The following is a 15,347-nucleotide window of genomic DNA, read 5'->3' as shown; positions in this document are numbered from 1 at the left end:
GCACAGGGCGTCATTTCTTTTTCTTCTTGTCCTTCGCCGTTTCCTTGCTGGCCACCACCACCGCAGCGGCGCGATCCTGCGCGTTGCCCTTGGCCACGCGGATGCCGTTGGCCTTCATCCAGGCATCGAACTCGTCGGCGCTCATGCGCCTGTCGCCGTCACTCATCAGGAAACGGTAACTGCCCCGGCCGTCCAGCTCCGGCGTGTGGATCTCCACGATCGGTTCGCTCGCCGGTGGCGGCGCCTTGGCCATCTGCTTATGGCCGCCGCAGGCGCCCAGCAGCGCGACGGGTGCCAGCAGGCAGCCGCCGCGCAGGAGGAAACGGTGGAAAGAGTTGACGTGCATGGTCTTGCTCCCGGTGATGATCGGAATGTCCCTTCGAAGGCCATCCATTGCCCGGGTCGACTGGCCTGCCACATGCCGGCAGGCCGCGAGGTCACGGTGAGGCCGCAGCGCCCTTGGCCGCGGCATACAGCAGGTCCAGATCGTGTTGGCTGAGTTCGCGCCAGGCGCCCTTGCCCAGCTCACCCATCGGCAGCTGTCCGATGGCCACGCGCACCAGCCGCAGCACATTGATGTCGACGGCGGCCAGCAGGCGGCGGATGTGGCGGTTGCGCCCCTCCTCCAGCACCACTTCCAGCCAGGCGGTTTTCTCGCCGCTGCGCAGCAGGTCGACACGCCGCGCGCACAGGCGCTCGCCGTCATCCTCGACGCCGGCGCACAGCGCCTGCAACTGCGCGGCATCGGGGATCGTGTCGATCTGCACGTGATAGGTCTTGTCCGGCCCGGTCGTCGGGTCGGTGAGCCGGGCGGCCCACTGCGGATCGTTGCTGAACAGCAGCAGCCCTTCGCTGGCCTTGTCCAGGCGCCCCACCGGCGCGATCCACGGCAGGCCGGCACCGTCGAAGCAGCGGTAGACCGTGTCGCGGCCCTGCTCGTCCTGTGCGGTCGTGACCAGCCCGCGCGGTTTGTTGAGCATCAGATGGATGCGCCGCGGCGCATCCAGCGCGCGTCCATCCACGCGCACCTGGTGGCGCCCATCGATGATCGGGTACTCGGGGTTGTTGATGACCCGCCCGTCCACCGTGACCCGTCCGTCGGCAATCCAGCGCGCCGCTTCGGTGCGCGAGCACAGGCCCGCCTTGGACAGCACCCGGGCCAGGCCGTGCCGCACGGCCCCGGCACTGCCCGGAGAGGGGGACTTCTGCGGGGACGCACGCCGCTCGGGGCGGCGTGGTCGGGGCGCGGACGCGGCGGGGGGCCGGCGTGTGGTCATGAGCTCCGCGCGCGGCGGCTTACTTCTTCTCGCCCGGCTTGGTGTCAGCCGGTGCTTCCGCGGCGGCCGGGACGGCAGCCGGCGCCGGACGCGCCTTGACCACGCGCACACCGCGCGCCTTCATCCAGGCGTCGAATTCCTCGGCGGTCATGCGCTTGCCGTTCTGGCTCATGTCAAAGCGCCACGGCGTGTTGTCGAACTCGGTCTGCGGCTTGTAGGCCGCCGGATCGTTCGGCTTGATCGCCGGTGCACCCGGCATCGCCTTGGCGATGTTCTGGCAGCCATCAATGCGCAGGCGCTGCAGCACGCGGTCCAGCGACTGGTGCTGGTCGAAATTGGAGGTCAGCACACCAGCCGGCATGCCGAGCTGCACGTTGCGGATGTACAGCTCCTCGGCCACGGGCGCGATCGCGGTGGCCGGCAGCGGCAGCGGCGAAGCGCTGGTGTTCGCCGAACAATCCACGGCTGCGTGGGCGGCGGGAACCAGGGCCAGGCCAAGCACGGTGGCCAGTGCGATACGCAGCATGGGATGCATCCAGGAAAGGGGTCGACGCGCCGAGTTTAACAGCGCCACAACGGCTTTCAAGATCCCACATTCAATGAATACGGCAACTTGTTGGATTTAAAGCAAAGATCCAATGCGGCCTGCGTCGGCGTGCTCGGTAGCTGCCGCCGCCGAACCGAAGGCGCATGGCAATGACAGTGGTCCGGCGCTTGGCGTTTGGGCGCAAAAAAAAGGGCCCGGCAATGCCGGGCCCTCTTCTGAGGCTGTACAACCAGACAGATCAGTTCTGGACGTTCAGCTCGGTACGACGGTTCTTTGCACGGCCTTCCGGGTTGTCCGAACCGTCCGGGTTGGTGTTCGGAGCAATCGGACGGCTCTCGCCGTAGCCGATCGGACCCACCAGACGCGAAGCGGACACGCCGTTCTTGGTCAGGTAGTCGTACACGGTGGTGGCGCGACGCTCGGACAGCTTCTGGTTGTAAGCGTCGGTGCCCTTCGAGTCGGTGTGGCCGGCCACTTCAACGCGCAGATCCGGGTAACGCTTCAGGATCTCGGTGGCTTCGCTCAGGATCGCCACGGCGTCCGGACGCAGGGTCGACTTGTCGAAGTCGAAGTTGACGCCCTTCAGGTCGATGGAGACCGGCACCGGGCAGCCGTCCGGACCGATGGTCTGGCCAGGCTGGGAGTTCGGGCACTTGTCGTCGCAGTTGTTGACGCCGTCACCGTCGTCATCCAGGTCGGCGCAGCTCGGGGCAACCGGAGCCGGAGCAACCACAGCCGCGGTCGGGGCCGGGCCCAGCGGGATCACGACGCCGACCGAAGCCAGCACGTCGCCGAACCAGTCTTCCGTCGGAGCAGCGATGCTCTGGTCGTCGAAGTCAGCGCGGTAGGCCACTTCGGCACGGACAGCAACGCGCTTTTCGAAGGTGGTCTGCAGACCCACGCCGACCTTGGCGGCGAAGTTGCCGTCCTTGCGCTCACGCGGACCGTTGTTGTCCAGCGCCGGGTACTCTTCTTCCGACTTCTGGTAGCCCAGACCCATCAGCAGGTACGGGTTCCAGCCACGGCCTTCGGAGATGAAGTGGCGACGCAGGTCGATCGAGGCGCCGTACTGGCTCCAGTTCAGATCCTGGTTGGCGTCGAAGTTCGGGTTCTGGTAGTTCAGTTCACCGTCCAGCGACCAGTTGGGGCTGATGAACTTACCGAGGCCCAGGGTCACGAACGGAGCGTCGTTGGTCAGACGGTCGTTATCCTGGAAGTTGAAGCCGGCCGAACCGGTCAGGTACCAGCGGTCGTCAAAATCCTGCGCCGATGCAGCCTGGGCGAAAGCCAGACCGCCCAGCAGCGCGGCAGTGAGGATCTTCTTGTTCATTGAGTACAGCTCCTATTTCGGGGGTATGAAACCGGTAGAGGCATGGGCCAGCACTACTGCGTCGTTTTCAGACTGCCGATTCAGCACGCCACCGCCGCGAACATTATGCTCAGGAGGGTGAAGGTGATGTTAACAGTCCCGTAACATGTGAAGAGAACGGCCAGGCCCCTACCCGGCCCAGCGGGTGGCACCGTATACAGGTTGATGAAATTGCGCAAGCGCCTTTGATGACAAGGGTTTCCCGGGATTCATCCCGCTATGGGTGCCAACCGGGAGTATTTCGCCCCTGCACGATGCCCGCATTGATTCAGCGCAGAAACAGCAATGTCAGCAACCGTATGATGGCGTCAACACCCCGATATCGGAGCTGTCATGAAAGCCGTGGGACTGACCCGCTACCTGCCCGTCGATGACCCCGAGGCCCTGCAGGATCTGCAGCTTTCCGAGCCGGGCCCGCCGCAGGGACGCGACCTGCTGGTGCGGGTGCAGGCGATCTCGGTCAACCCGGTGGACACCAAACTGCGTGCCCCGCGCGAGGGCCGGGAAGAGTCGCCCCGCATCCTCGGTTTTGACGCCGCCGGCGTGGTGGACGCGGTCGGGCCGGAAGTGACTGCTTTCATGCCGGGCGATACGGTTTATTACGCCGGCGACGTCACCCGACCGGGCTGCAACGCCCAATGGCAGTGGGTGGATGAGCGTCTGGTCGGACGCCAGCCCACCACGCTGGACGCCGCGGATGCCGCTGCGTTGCCTCTCACCGCGCTCACCGCCTGGGAACTGCTGTTCGAGCGCATGCCCCTGCGCTTCGATGACCGCCATCATGCCGGGCAGCATCTGCTGGTCATCGGCGGCGCCGGTGGCGTCGGCTCGATCGCGATCCAGCTGGCCCGGCATGCGGGCTTCACGGTGATCGCCACCGCCTCCCGCGACGCGACGCGCGCGTGGTGCACGCAGATGGGCGCCGACCATGTGATCGACCATCGCCAGCCGCTGCTGCCACAGCTTCAGGCGCTGGGCATCGACCAGGTCGAGGTCGTGCTGAATCTGGCCGATACCGATCACTACTGGGACGCGATCGGCGACCTGCTGGCACCGCAGGGGCATGTCGGGCTGATCGTGGAGCCGCGCGGCGCGCTGCGCATCGGCGATCCATACAAGGCCAAGTGCATCGGCATCCACTGGGAATTCATGTTCGCGCGGGCGCGTTTCCGCACCCACGACATGATCGAACAGCATCGCATTCTCAACCGCGTGGCCAGCCTGGTGGACGCCGGCGAACTGCGCAGCACCGCGCACACGCTGCTGGGCCCGATCAATGCGGCAAACCTGCGCGAGGCGCACCGTCGCCTCGAAGCCGGGGAGGTGATCGGCAAGCTGGTGCTGTCCGGCTGGGACTGACCCGCCAACGCGCCGCTGTGGGCGCGGATTGGTATGCATCTGTATCTGTCGGCGCGTCCCGGCCGGCCCTACATTCAAGGGCCTTTCCGGTGAACGCGCCATGCCCACGTCCCTCCCCCTCCGCCTGGCCCAGCTGCTGCTGGGTCTGTTCCTGTATGGCATCGGCGCGGCGGTGATGATCCGTGCCGCCATTGGCGTCGCCCCGTGGGATGTGCTGTCGCAGGGCATCGCGCTGCAGACCCCGCTGTCGTTCGGGGTGGCGACCAATGTGATCGGCGCACTGGTCCTGCTGCTGTGGTGGCCGATCCGGCAGAAGCCGGGGCTGGGCACGGTACTGAACGTGATGCTGATCGGCCCCAGCGCGCAGTTCGGGCTGTGGCTGCTGCCGGAGGTGCACGGCCTGGCATGGCAGGTGCCGATGTTCGTGCTGGGCCTGCTGCTGGTGGCGGTGGCGACCGGGTTGTACATCGGCGCCCGCTTCGGCCCGGGCCCGCGCGATGGCCTGATGACCGGCCTGCACGCGCGGACCGGCTGGCCGATCTGGATCGTGCGCAGCCTGATCGAAGGCACGGTGCTGGTGATCGGCTGGCAGCTCGGTGGCGACGTCGGCGTGGGCACCCTCGCCTTCGCCCTGCTGATCGGCCCCCTGTGCGGCGTGACTCTGCCCTTCTTCGGCATCCACAGGCCCACTCCGGCAGCCGCCGCCCGGTAGTGCCGGCCGCTGGCCGGCGCCCCGTCGGGCTGGCGCCAGCGGCGGGCATCACCCGCCTCAACGGCCGCCCGCCACCAGACGCCCCTTGCCGTTGGGGACATTTCGCGGCACGCTTCATGCTTCCGTACGCAAGCGTATCGACATGTCGCCAGCCGCCGAATCCACCGCCTATCCCCACCTGTTCACCCCGCTGGACCTGGGCTTCACCCAGCTCCGCAACCGCGTGCTGATGGGGTCCATGCACACCGGCCTGGAAGACCGGGCCCGCGACTTCCCCCGGCTGGCGGCGTATTTCGCCGAGCGTGCGGCCGGCGGCGTCGGCCTGATCGTCACCGGTGGCTTTGCCCCGAACGTGGTGGGCTGGCTCAAGCCGTTCGGCGGCAAACTGTCCTGGCCGTGGGAGGTGCGTCCGCATCGCCAGGTCACCCGTGCGGTGCACGACAACGGCGGCCGTATCTGCCTGCAGCTGCTGCACGCGGGCCGCTATGCCTACCACCCCCTGTCGGTGGCACCGTCCCGGCTGAAAGCACCGATCAATCCGTTCACCCCGCGCGCGCTGTCGGCACGCGGTGTGGATCGCCACATCGCCGATTACGCGCGCAGCGCGCGGCTGGCCCGCGAGGCCGGCTATGACGGCGTGGAAGTGATGGGGTCGGAAGGCTATCTGATCAACGAATTCATCGCCCCGCGCACCAACCAGCGCACCGACCGCTGGGGCGGCGACGCCGCGCAGCGCATGCGCTTCGCGGTGGAGATCGTGCGCCGCATCCGCGAGGCGTGCGGGCCGGATTTCATCATCATCTACCGGCTGTCACTGGTGGACCTGGTGGACAACGGCAGCAACTGGGAAGAGATCGTGCAGCAGGCGCAGGCGATCGAAGCCGCCGGTGCGACCCTGATCAATTCGGGCATCGGCTGGCACGAGGCGCGCATTCCCACTATCGCCACCTCGGTGCCGCGTGGCGCCTTCGCCGGGGTCACCGCCAAGCTCAAGCCGCACGTGCGCGTGCCACTGATCGCCACCAACCGGATCAACATGCCGGATGTGGCCGAGCGCATCCTGGCCGGCGGCGGGGCCGATATGGTCTCTCTGGCGCGCCCGCTGCTGGCCGATCCGGCGTGGGCCAACAAGGCACGCAGCGGCCGCCCGGAGTCGATCAATACCTGCATCGCGTGCAACCAGGCCTGCCTGGATCACGTGTTCGAGAACAAGACCGCCAGTTGCCTGGTCAATCCGCGGGCGGTGCATGAAACCGAGCTGGTCTACCGCCCGGTCGCCACCGCGCGGCGCGTGGCCGTGGTCGGCGCCGGGCCGGCCGGCCTGGCATGCGCGACCGTGGCCGCCGAACGCGGGCACCGGGTGACGCTGTTTGACGCCAACAGCGAGATCGGCGGCCAGTTCAACGTCGCCAAGCGCATCCCCGGCAAGGAGGAGTTCCACGAAACCCTGCGCTACTTCGGGCACAGGCTGGCCGAGACCGGCGTGGAGCTGAAGCTGGGCACCGTGGCCGATGTCGCCACGCTGGCCGGCTTCGATGCGGTGGTGGTCGCCACCGGCATCACCCCGCGCCAGGTCGATTTCCCCGGCGCCGACCATCCCAAGGTGGTCAGCTATCTGGACGTGCTGCTCGGCCGGGTGGTCGTGGGGCCGCAGGCGGCGATCATCGGTGCCGGCGGCATCGGCTTCGATGTCGGCGAATTCCTGGTGCACGAGGGTCCGTCGCCGGCGCTGGATACGGCGCGCTGGATGGCCGAATGGGGCGTGGACCCGAGTTTCGAGACGCGCGGCGCGCTGACGCGACCGGCCCCGGAAGCGCCGGCCCGCAAGGTCTGGCTGCTGCAGCGCAGCCCCGGCAGACCGGGTGCCCGCCTGGGCAAGACCACCGGCTGGATCCACCGCGCCACGCTCAAGGCCAAGGGCGTGACCCTGCTCGGCGGCGTGGAATACCTGGGCGTGGACGACGCCGGCCTGCGTGTCCGCGTGGGCGACCAGGAACAGACCCTGCCGGTCGACCACGTGGTGATCTGCGCGGGGCAGGAACCGCGGCGCGATCTGCACGCCGCACTGGTGGCGGCGGGTGTGCAGGCCCACCTGATCGGCGGTGCCGACGTGGCCGCCGAACTGGATGCCAAGCGCGCGATCCGCCAGGGCAGCGAGCTGGCGGCGGCGCTGTAAAACGGGTTGCCGGCGCGCGGCCGGCACTCCCTGAATGGGCGAATTCGGCCGCCCTCCGAACCTGAATGTCAAGTCTTCGGGTTCAGGATGCATTGGGAAATGGCCCCCTATCGTGCGCCAACTTTCCCGCTCACCACCCAGTTCGAGTGAGCGCGCGGACCCGTCATCCTGATCGGGTCCGCCACCGGGCGGCCCCGATGGCCGCCTCCCCATGACGCCAAGTCGTACCCCACGCCCCGTCCGAATGATCGGATGGACAGCCAGGTGCGGCCCATACGGAGCAAGGAGATTTATGAAACTGGCCTGGATTCTCTGGCTGTCGCAGTTGTTGCCGCAGCCGGCCGCCGATTCGTTGTGCCTGAGCACGACCGTCTACCTCGAAGCGCGTGACCAGACCCTGCGCGGCCAGCAAGCCGTCGCGGAAGTGGCCCTGCGCCGCCTGGACAGCGGCCTGTGGGGCGACTCGATGTGCCAGGTGGTCACCGCGCGCAAGCAGTTCGCCCCGACCATCGTGGCCCCCGGTACGCAGCTCGGCAACGCCGACGCGTGGCAGGAAGCGATGACCGTGGCCTTCGACGCCGAGCGCAACTGGGCGCTGCCGGTGGGCGAGCGCAAGGAGATCGTGCCCGGCGCGAGCCACTTCGCCGCATTGGCCATCGCCAATCCGAGCTGGCGCAATGCCTACCAGGTGGCCACCATCGGCGACCACACGTTCTATCGCGTGCAGAAACTCAAGCCGCGCACGTCGTAACGATCTGTTACAGCCATACCGTTGAGGATGCGTGGCCCGCTCTGGAATAGTGAGCGGCTCACCCATCACCATCCGCAACGGAGTTCCCATGAAGCTGTACAGCAAGCCCGGTGCCTGCTCCACCGCCGACCACATTGCCCTGCAGTGGACCGGCCAGCCGTATGACGTGGAACTGCTGACCAAGGAAACCCTGAAGGCGCCTGCGTTCCTGGCCATCAATCCGGCCGGCTCGGTACCGGCGGTGGTCGACGGCGATTTCGTACTGACCCAGAACGCCGCGATCATGGGGTACATCGCCGATACCCATCCCCAGGCGGGTCTGGCCGGCGACGGCAGCGCCCGGCAGCGTGCCGAAGCCACCCGCTGGCTGTCCTTCGTCAATTCGGACCTGCACCCGGCGTTTTCGCCGCTGTTCGGGCCGGGCAACTACATCGGCGACGAAAGCCAGTACGACGCCATCCGCGCCGCCGCGCACAAGCGCCTGCGCGGCCTGTTCGAACGCGCCAACACGCAGCTGGAAGGCCGCCAGTGGCTGGCCGGGTTCCGCAGCTTCGCCGATCCGTATTTCTACATCACGCTGCGCTGGGCGGCCGGCGCCAAGGTCGACCTGACCGGCCTGGACAACATCGCCGCGTTCAAGCAGCGCATGGATGCCGACCCAGGCGTGCAGGCCGCGCTGAAGGCTGAAGGCCTGCTCTGAGCGGGACGACGAACGATCAACGAAGAGCCCGGCCATGCCGGGCTCTTTCGTTATCGTCGCCACGCACCGCTCAGCCTATCTCGCGTACGACGTTGTCCTGCGCGTCGCGCAGCGCGGTGGGCACTACCTCCACCACCAGACCGGTACCGGGCAACGGGTAGCGACCGCGCTGGGCACGCACGTCGCGCAGCAGCGCGTCCAGGCTTGCCGGCGTCAACGTGCACGTCATCCCGCCCTCGCCACGGCGCAACGCATCGCGTTCACCGGGCTGGAAGGTCCACTCGCGATCGCCGCCGATCACGGTCAGCGGGTGGCCGTAACGCAGACGCAGCGGCAGCAGGTCCAGCAGGCTTGGCACCTGGCCGGCACCAAGCACCAGCACCGTGCTGTCACCCTCCTCACGCCACGCCAGGGTTTCCACGAACAGCAGCGCGGTGCTGGAGCCGTCGCGGGCGCTGCCCGCCTCCACCTGCCGGGCCAGGTCCGCATCGTCAAGCAGGGAGGGGCGATGCAGGTCGGTGATCCACAACGGCATGCGCGGCGCCAGCGCATGCAGCACGCCATCGGTGGACCAGCGCTTGATTGCCGCCATCTCCGCATCGCTCACGCCGATCACCTGCAGGAAGACCAGGCGACCGTTGGCGGTGTCGCGCGCCGGCAGCTGCGGGTCGGGCAGGAACGCCACATGACGCAGGCAGGTGTCGGTGTCCAACGCGATTGGCCCGTTGGCATCCATGTGATGCCCGGCTTCGAACACGTTGCCGGTGGCGAACACGTAGCGGGCGAGATTCTGCAGCAGGTTCATCGGCCACGTGGGCGGACTGGCGGCATCGTCGTCCACCGCCAGGCGGAAGGTCAGCTCGAAGCCATAGCCGCTGTCGACCGCGTCGTCGCTCTGCTTGTCGTACAGCTCGGAGAAGCCGTAGGTGACGTAATGCCAGTGCGGGCGCGGAACGTCGGCCCGGTACACGCTGATGCCGTCCAGCGGATCATTGCCGCCCAGCGTGTAGGGCAGCGCCGTGCCGTAGTGCGTCGGCTCCTGGCCGGGATACAGCGCGGCCAGGGCCGCGTTGATGGCATCCCAGCCCGGGGTGCCGTCATCGTCCTTCGTGGGGTCCATCGCGTGGCTCCTGCATGTGTAGCCTGGCAAGGTAACGCCGGTGCGCGGCGACCACCACCCTTGCGCTGCGCCACGCGTCAGCCCGGAACCGCGGCCACCGTGTCCTGCAGCGGTGGCGTTGGTGCGTCAGGTACATCGAGCAGCGCGTGGGTATCGCTCAGCCAGCGATTGGCCAGCGCCGGGCTCCTGGCCTTGGCGACGGCAGCGGCCATGTCCGGCCACAGTTTTTCCAGCGCGCCGGCATCGGTGCAACGCTCGATCTTGAGCTGCATGAAATACCCCTTGAGCCCGAGGTGCCTGCGTACCGATTCGCTCATCCAGTCGTACAGGCGCTTGTACAGGTCCGGGTCCTTCTCACGGCCGGCGGTGAGCGTGCGCGCGGCGGGCGGTGCCACCGCACCGCCGACGATCTCGATCAGTCCCATCCCGGCAAGCTGCGCCAGCGCGTCGTCGGGCGCGCGCAGGCCCGGCAGCACCGCGGTCAACGCATCGTCATCGCGCTGACCATCGACCATCAACAGAATGGACCGCAATGACGGCGGCAGACGCCGCGCGCGGTCCTCGATTTCCTGACGGCCCGCGGCCGTCTTGGCATGGATGTACGCCATGTGGTGCTTCCCCCTGTCACCTGCTGCATTGCCACGCGCGGCCGCCAGCCGTTGGCCGGTGCACGTGCGCCCCCTTGCGACCGTTCCAGGCGATTGCCCACGCCGACGTCCCCGCGCGCGCCGTGTCCCCAGCGCGCGACGCCAGGCGCCGGGGGCCTGCAGCGGTCACGCCCGGAGCTTACCTGAGGCTGGCCGCCCCCGATAATGCGGTGCAGCAACGGGCGGGTCAGGCGTCCGCGCGGAACTGCGGATACCTGCGGGTGGCGCGCCCCCCCCCCATTCCGGGGCCGCGCAGGCGCGCCTGCACCCTGCGACGCGGACGGTGCGGGTCAGCGCCCCAGCGCGCGCCGGATCTCGTCCAGCGCACCCGGGTCGTCCAGGGTGGACAGGTCCCCCGGATCACGCTCCTCCGCCAAGGCCTGCAGCGAGCGGCGCAGCAGCTTGCCCGAGCGTGTCTTCGGCAGCGCGTTGACGATGTGAACGTGCGCCGGTCGTGCCACCGCCCCCAGCGACCGGGTCACACGCTGCATCATCTCCGCGATCACCGCCGCCGGCTCGGTGGTGGCCTGCTTGAGGGTAACGAACACCAGCGGCACCTGGCCCTTGAGTTCGTCCTTGACGCCGATCACGGCCGCTTCGGCGACCAGCGGATGGCCGGCGATGCACTCTTCGATTTCGCGCGTGCCCAGGCGGTGCCCGGCCACGTTGATCACATCGTCGGTGCGGCCCAGGATGAAGGTGTAGCCGTCCTCGTCGCGGATCGCCCAGTCCAGCGAGCTGTACAGCAGCTCCTTGAAGTGGCTGAAGTAGCTCTGCAGGAAGCGGTCGTCGTCCTTCCACACCGTGGTCATGCAGCCCGGCGGCAGCGGCGGGGTCATCACCAGCACGCCCTTCTGCCCGGCCGGCACTTCCTCGCCGGTGGTCTCGTCGATCACCTTCATCCGATAGCCCAGGTTGGGGAACCCCGGCGAACCGAAACGCACCGGCTTCATGTCCACGCCGGGCAGCAGCGTCAGCGCCGGCCAGCCGGTTTCGGTCTGCCAGTAGTTGTCGATGATCGGCTTGCCGAGCGCGTCGTTGATCCAGTGCGCGGTGGGCTCGTCCAGCGGCTCGCCGGCCAGGAACACGTACTGCAGGGCGGACAGATCGTGGCGGCGGATGAAGTCCACGTCATGCTTTTTCAGCACGCGGATCGCGGTAGGCGAGGAGAACAGCGTGCGCACGCCGTACTGTTCGCACAACGCCCACCAGATGCCCGGATCGGGGTGGGTCGGCAGCCCTTCATAGAGCAGCGAGGTGCAGCCGCCGATCAGCGGTCCATAGACATTGTAGGAATGCCCCACCGCCCAACCGACATCGGAGGTGGAGAACATCACCTGCCCGGGCCGGCAGTCGAACACCGTTTCCATTGACTGCGCCATCGCCACGGCGTAGCCGCCCACATCCCGCTGCACGCCCTTGGGCTTGCCGGTGGTGCCGGAGGTGTACAGCAGATAGCTCGGTTCGCTCGATTCCAGCCACACCACCGGCACGTCCTGGTCGCCGACCTCGGCGCGCAGGGTGGCGTAATCGACGTCGCGGCCCGGCACCTTCGGCTCGGCCGGGTCCAGCCCGCGCGAGACGATCAGCACGTGCGGCGGCGGCGACTGCGCTTCGGCGCAGGCGGCATCGACCATCGCCTTGTACGGGATCACTTTGCCACCGCGCTTGCCGGCATCGGCGGCGATCAGCAGCTTGGGTTCGGCATCGTCGATGCGCAGCGCCAGGTTGTGCGCGGCGAAGCCGCCGAACACCACCGAGTGGATCGCACCGATGCGCGCGCAGGCCAGCATCGCGAACACGGCTTCGGCCATGTTCGGCATGTAGATCACCACGCGATCACCACGCTGCACATCCAGTCGCTGCAGCACCGCCGCGAAGGCATTCACTTCGCGGTACAGCTCGCGGTAGGTGATCTCGCGGGTGACGTCGGTTTCGGTCGAGACGGTCACCAGCGCCAGCTGGTCCGGCCGCTCGACCAGATGGCGGTCCACCGCGTTGTAGCAGAGGTTGGTTTCACCGCCCACGAACCAGCGCCGGAACGGCGGGTTGCTGTAGTCCAGGATCCGCTCCGGCGCTTTATGCCAGTAGATGCGCTGCGCCTCCTCGGCCCAGAACGCCTCGGGTTCTTCGATGGAACGTCGGTACATCGCTTCGTAACGCATGACAGCCCTCCCAGACAAAGCCATGAATCGAGCATAGTCCGATGCCGGCTGCCGAGCCGTTCTACCTTGGTCGTAAGGCGCCCGGGCGTGCGCTGCCTGGAACAGACGCGGCCGCCGGCGGGTCGAGTTGCCGCGGCGGGGCCCTCGAGGCTTGCGATGACGTGGACCGAAGAGCCTCCGCCAAGCGTCGAAGAGCAAAAAAAACGCCGGGCAAGCCCGGCGTTTTTCACATGCAGTCGCAGCGCGCGATCAACCCAGCAGGTGGGCGACGCCGGCGCGCTCTTCTTCCAGTTCGGCCAGGGTCTTGTCGATGTACTTCTGGCTGAAGTCGTCAACCGGCAGATCCTTGACCAGGGTGTACTCACCATTCTCGGTGGTCACCGCGAAGCCGAAGATCACGCCTTCCGGGATGCCGTAGGAGCCGTCGGACGGCACGCCCATCGTCACCCACTTGCCGTTGCTGCCCAGCACCCAGTCGCGCACGTGGTCGATGGCGGCATTGGCGGCCGAGGCAGCCGAGGACGAACCACGGGCTTCGATGATCGCCGCGCCGCGCTTGCCCACGGTCGGGATGAAGGTGCCGGCATTCCATTCCTGGTCGTTGATCGCATCGGCGACGGAGGCACCATCGGCGGTGGCGAAACGGTAGTCCGGGTACATGGTCGGGCTGTGGTTGCCCCACACGACCAGCTTCTCGATGCCACCGACCGACTTGCCCAGCTTGGACGACAGCTGGCTCAGGGCACGGTTGTGGTCCAGGCGCAGCATGGCGGTGAAGTTGCGCGGATTCAGGTCCGGCGCCGACTTCATGGCGATGTAGGCGTTGGTGTTGGCCGGATTGCCGACCACCAGCACCTTCACGTTGCGGCTGGCGACCTTGTTCAGCGCCGCGCCCTGCGCGGTGAAGATCTTGGCGTTTTCCAGCAGCAGGTCCTTGCGCTCCATGCCCGGGCCGCGCGGACGCGCGCCGACCAGCAGGGCGATGTCGGCATCCTTGAAGGCCACTTCGGCGTCATCGGTACCCACCATGCCGGCCAGCAGCGGGAAGGCGCAGTCTTCCAGTTCCATCATCACGCCGCGCAGCGCGGCCTGGGCCTTGTCGACCGGCAGCTCGAGCAGCTGCAGGATGACCGGCTGGTCCTTGCCCAGCATTTCGCCGGAAGCGATGCGGAACAGCAGGGCGTAGCCGATCTGGCCGGCGGCGCCGGTCACGGCAACACGAACAGGTGCTTTCATGGGGATTTCCTCTGCTAAAAAGCTGTGTGGGAGTGGCCACCGGGCGGGGAAAACCTGGCGGGGCGGCCGGAAACGCGAAACGGCCTCCCGTTACAGGAGGCCGTTGGAGGGGATCAGGCGGAGAGGATCTTGTTCCACTCGGCCACCTGGTCGGCCTGGGCGGCCAGCACGGCGTCGGTGTCGCCTTCCAGGGTGATCGAATGGATCACGTCGCCCTGCTTGACCGAATCGACGATGGCCTGGCCTTCCAGCACCTGGCCGAACACGGTGTGCTTGCCGTCCAGCCAGTCGGTCTTGATGTGGGTGATGAAGAACTGGCTGCCGTTGGTGTTCGGGCCGGCGTTGGCCATCGACAGCGAGCCGATCTGGTGCTTCACGCCGTTCTTTTCGTCCTCGAACTTGTAGCCCGGGCCGCCGGTGCCACGCCCCTGCGGGCAGCCGCCCTGGATCATGAAGTCGGGGATCACGCGATGGAAGATCAGGCCGTCATAGAAGCCCTTCTTGACCAGGTTCACGAAGTTGGCGACGGTCTTGGGTGCCTTGTCGGCGAACAGCTCGACCTTGATCGGGCCCTGGGTAGTGTCGAAAGTGGCGATGAGGGACATGCAAATCCTTGGGGTACGGGGGTTTGTCGTTAGCTGCATAGGATACACCCGTGATTATCCGCCGGCCCGCCCGACAATGGTCGTCATGCCGGCCGCCGCCCCCCACCCCGGTGTCCATGCCGTGTTCAGCCTGGGGACCGGCCAGCGGCCGGCGCTACCTGAATGCCCGTCCGGCAAGGGATGCGAGGCACTTTTCGCGATTGGTCATGTTGGCCGTATAATGTTGGACTTCTTTTTCCAAATCCGGCGCCGACTGGCCCCCTTTCGCATGTCTATCGAAAATCTTCGCAACATCGCCATCGTCGCCCACGTCGACCACGGTAAGACCACCCTCGTCGACCAGCTGCTCAAGCAGTCCGGCACCCTCTCCGAGCGCACCGTGCTCGCAGAGCGCGTGATGGACAGCAATGACCAGGAAAAGGAACGCGGCATCACCATCCTGGCCAAGAACACGGCCATCACCTGGGAAGACAAGAAGACCGGCATCAAGAACCGCATCAACATCGTCGACACCCCCGGACACGCCGACTTCGGCGGCGAAGTGGAGCGCGTGCTGTCGATGGTGGACACCGTGCTGATCCTGGTCGACGCGATGGACGGCCCGATGCCGCAGACCCGCTTCGTCACCCAGAAGGCCTTCGCGATGGGCTTCAAGCCGATCGTGGTGGTCAACAAGGTCGACC

At 67.4% G+C, this 15,347-nt stretch carries 15 protein-coding genes; 6 read left to right on the top strand and 9 right to left on the bottom strand.

What is annotated here, in order from left to right:
* Positions 1 to 10: 10 nt before the first annotated feature.
* From ACPEH1_RS15645 to ACPEH1_RS15630, 4 genes are all read right to left on the bottom strand, one after another.
* Complete coding sequence (locus ACPEH1_RS15645; RefSeq protein ID WP_423716030.1) at positions 11 to 346, bottom strand: hypothetical protein; 336 nt, start codon at positions 344 to 346, stop codon at positions 11 to 13.
* Positions 347 to 437: 91 nt separating this feature from the next.
* A complete protein-coding gene (locus ACPEH1_RS15640) occupies positions 438 to 1,277 on the bottom strand; it encodes a pseudouridine synthase (protein ID WP_136005538.1) in 840 nt (279 codons plus the stop codon).
* Between the two features lie 19 nt (positions 1,278 to 1,296).
* A complete protein-coding gene (locus ACPEH1_RS15635; RefSeq protein WP_017356945.1) occupies positions 1,297 to 1,803 on the bottom strand; it encodes a hypothetical protein in 507 nt (168 codons plus the stop codon).
* Positions 1,804 to 2,062: 259 nt separating this feature from the next.
* Entirely contained in the window at positions 2,063 to 3,154 is a 1,092-nt protein-coding gene (locus ACPEH1_RS15630; protein WP_017356946.1) for an OmpA family protein, read from the bottom strand.
* 372 nt (positions 3,155 to 3,526) lie between these two features.
* On the opposite strand from ACPEH1_RS15630, the gene ACPEH1_RS15625 reads away from it, so the two are divergent.
* From ACPEH1_RS15625 to ACPEH1_RS15605, 5 genes are all read left to right on the top strand, one after another.
* The gene (locus ACPEH1_RS15625) at positions 3,527 to 4,552 is read left to right on the top strand and encodes a zinc-binding alcohol dehydrogenase family protein (protein WP_017356948.1); all 1,026 of its coding nucleotides are present in this window, start codon (positions 3,527 to 3,529) and stop codon (positions 4,550 to 4,552) included.
* Positions 4,553 to 4,652: 100 nt separating this feature from the next.
* Positions 4,653 to 5,264, top strand: coding sequence for a YczE/YyaS/YitT family protein (locus ACPEH1_RS15620; protein ID WP_017356949.1), 612 nt, complete (start codon positions 4,653 to 4,655; stop codon positions 5,262 to 5,264).
* Between the two features lie 142 nt (positions 5,265 to 5,406).
* A complete protein-coding gene (locus ACPEH1_RS15615; protein ID WP_017357268.1) occupies positions 5,407 to 7,440 on the top strand; it encodes an NADPH-dependent 2,4-dienoyl-CoA reductase in 2,034 nt (677 codons plus the stop codon).
* 292 nt (positions 7,441 to 7,732) lie between these two features.
* Positions 7,733 to 8,191, top strand: a complete 459-nt coding sequence (locus tag ACPEH1_RS15610) for a cell wall hydrolase (RefSeq protein ID WP_017357267.1) — start codon at positions 7,733 to 7,735, stop codon at positions 8,189 to 8,191.
* 88 nt (positions 8,192 to 8,279) lie between these two features.
* Positions 8,280 to 8,891 carry a glutathione S-transferase N-terminal domain-containing protein gene (locus ACPEH1_RS15605; RefSeq protein WP_017357266.1) on the top strand — a complete coding sequence of 204 codons (612 nt, stop codon included), beginning with the start codon at positions 8,280 to 8,282 and terminating at the stop codon, positions 8,889 to 8,891.
* Positions 8,892 to 8,961: 70 nt separating this feature from the next.
* On the opposite strand, the gene ACPEH1_RS15600 is transcribed toward ACPEH1_RS15605, so the two are convergent.
* From ACPEH1_RS15600 to ACPEH1_RS15580, 5 genes are all read right to left on the bottom strand, one after another.
* The gene (locus ACPEH1_RS15600; RefSeq protein WP_153164579.1) at positions 8,962 to 10,011 is read right to left on the bottom strand and encodes a suppressor of fused domain protein; all 1,050 of its coding nucleotides are present in this window, start codon (positions 10,009 to 10,011) and stop codon (positions 8,962 to 8,964) included.
* Between the two features lie 77 nt (positions 10,012 to 10,088).
* Positions 10,089 to 10,619, bottom strand: a complete 531-nt coding sequence (locus ACPEH1_RS15595; RefSeq protein WP_312711193.1) for a hypothetical protein — start codon at positions 10,617 to 10,619, stop codon at positions 10,089 to 10,091.
* Positions 10,620 to 10,948: 329 nt separating this feature from the next.
* Positions 10,949 to 12,823, bottom strand: coding sequence for a propionate--CoA ligase (prpE, locus tag ACPEH1_RS15590; protein ID WP_136005528.1), 1,875 nt, complete (start codon positions 12,821 to 12,823; stop codon positions 10,949 to 10,951).
* 249 nt (positions 12,824 to 13,072) lie between these two features.
* Positions 13,073 to 14,059, bottom strand: coding sequence for a malate dehydrogenase (locus ACPEH1_RS15585; RefSeq protein ID WP_017355438.1), 987 nt, complete (start codon positions 14,057 to 14,059; stop codon positions 13,073 to 13,075).
* Between the two features lie 113 nt (positions 14,060 to 14,172).
* Positions 14,173 to 14,664 (bottom strand): peptidylprolyl isomerase, encoded by a 492-nt coding sequence (locus tag ACPEH1_RS15580; RefSeq protein WP_017355437.1) that lies wholly within the window; start codon positions 14,662 to 14,664, stop codon positions 14,173 to 14,175.
* Positions 14,665 to 14,932: 268 nt separating this feature from the next.
* Here ACPEH1_RS15580 and ACPEH1_RS15575 point away from each other — a divergent pair.
* On the top strand, positions 14,933 to 15,347 hold a 415-nt coding region (locus ACPEH1_RS15575), incomplete at its 3' end, for a GTP-binding protein (RefSeq protein ID WP_423716029.1).

The sequence above is a fragment of the Stenotrophomonas sp. NPDC077421 genome, assembly GCF_049545505.1.
GTDB lineage: Bacteria > Pseudomonadota > Gammaproteobacteria > Xanthomonadales > Xanthomonadaceae > Stenotrophomonas > Stenotrophomonas nematodicola.
This window is presented reverse-complemented; position numbering and strand designations above follow the sequence as displayed.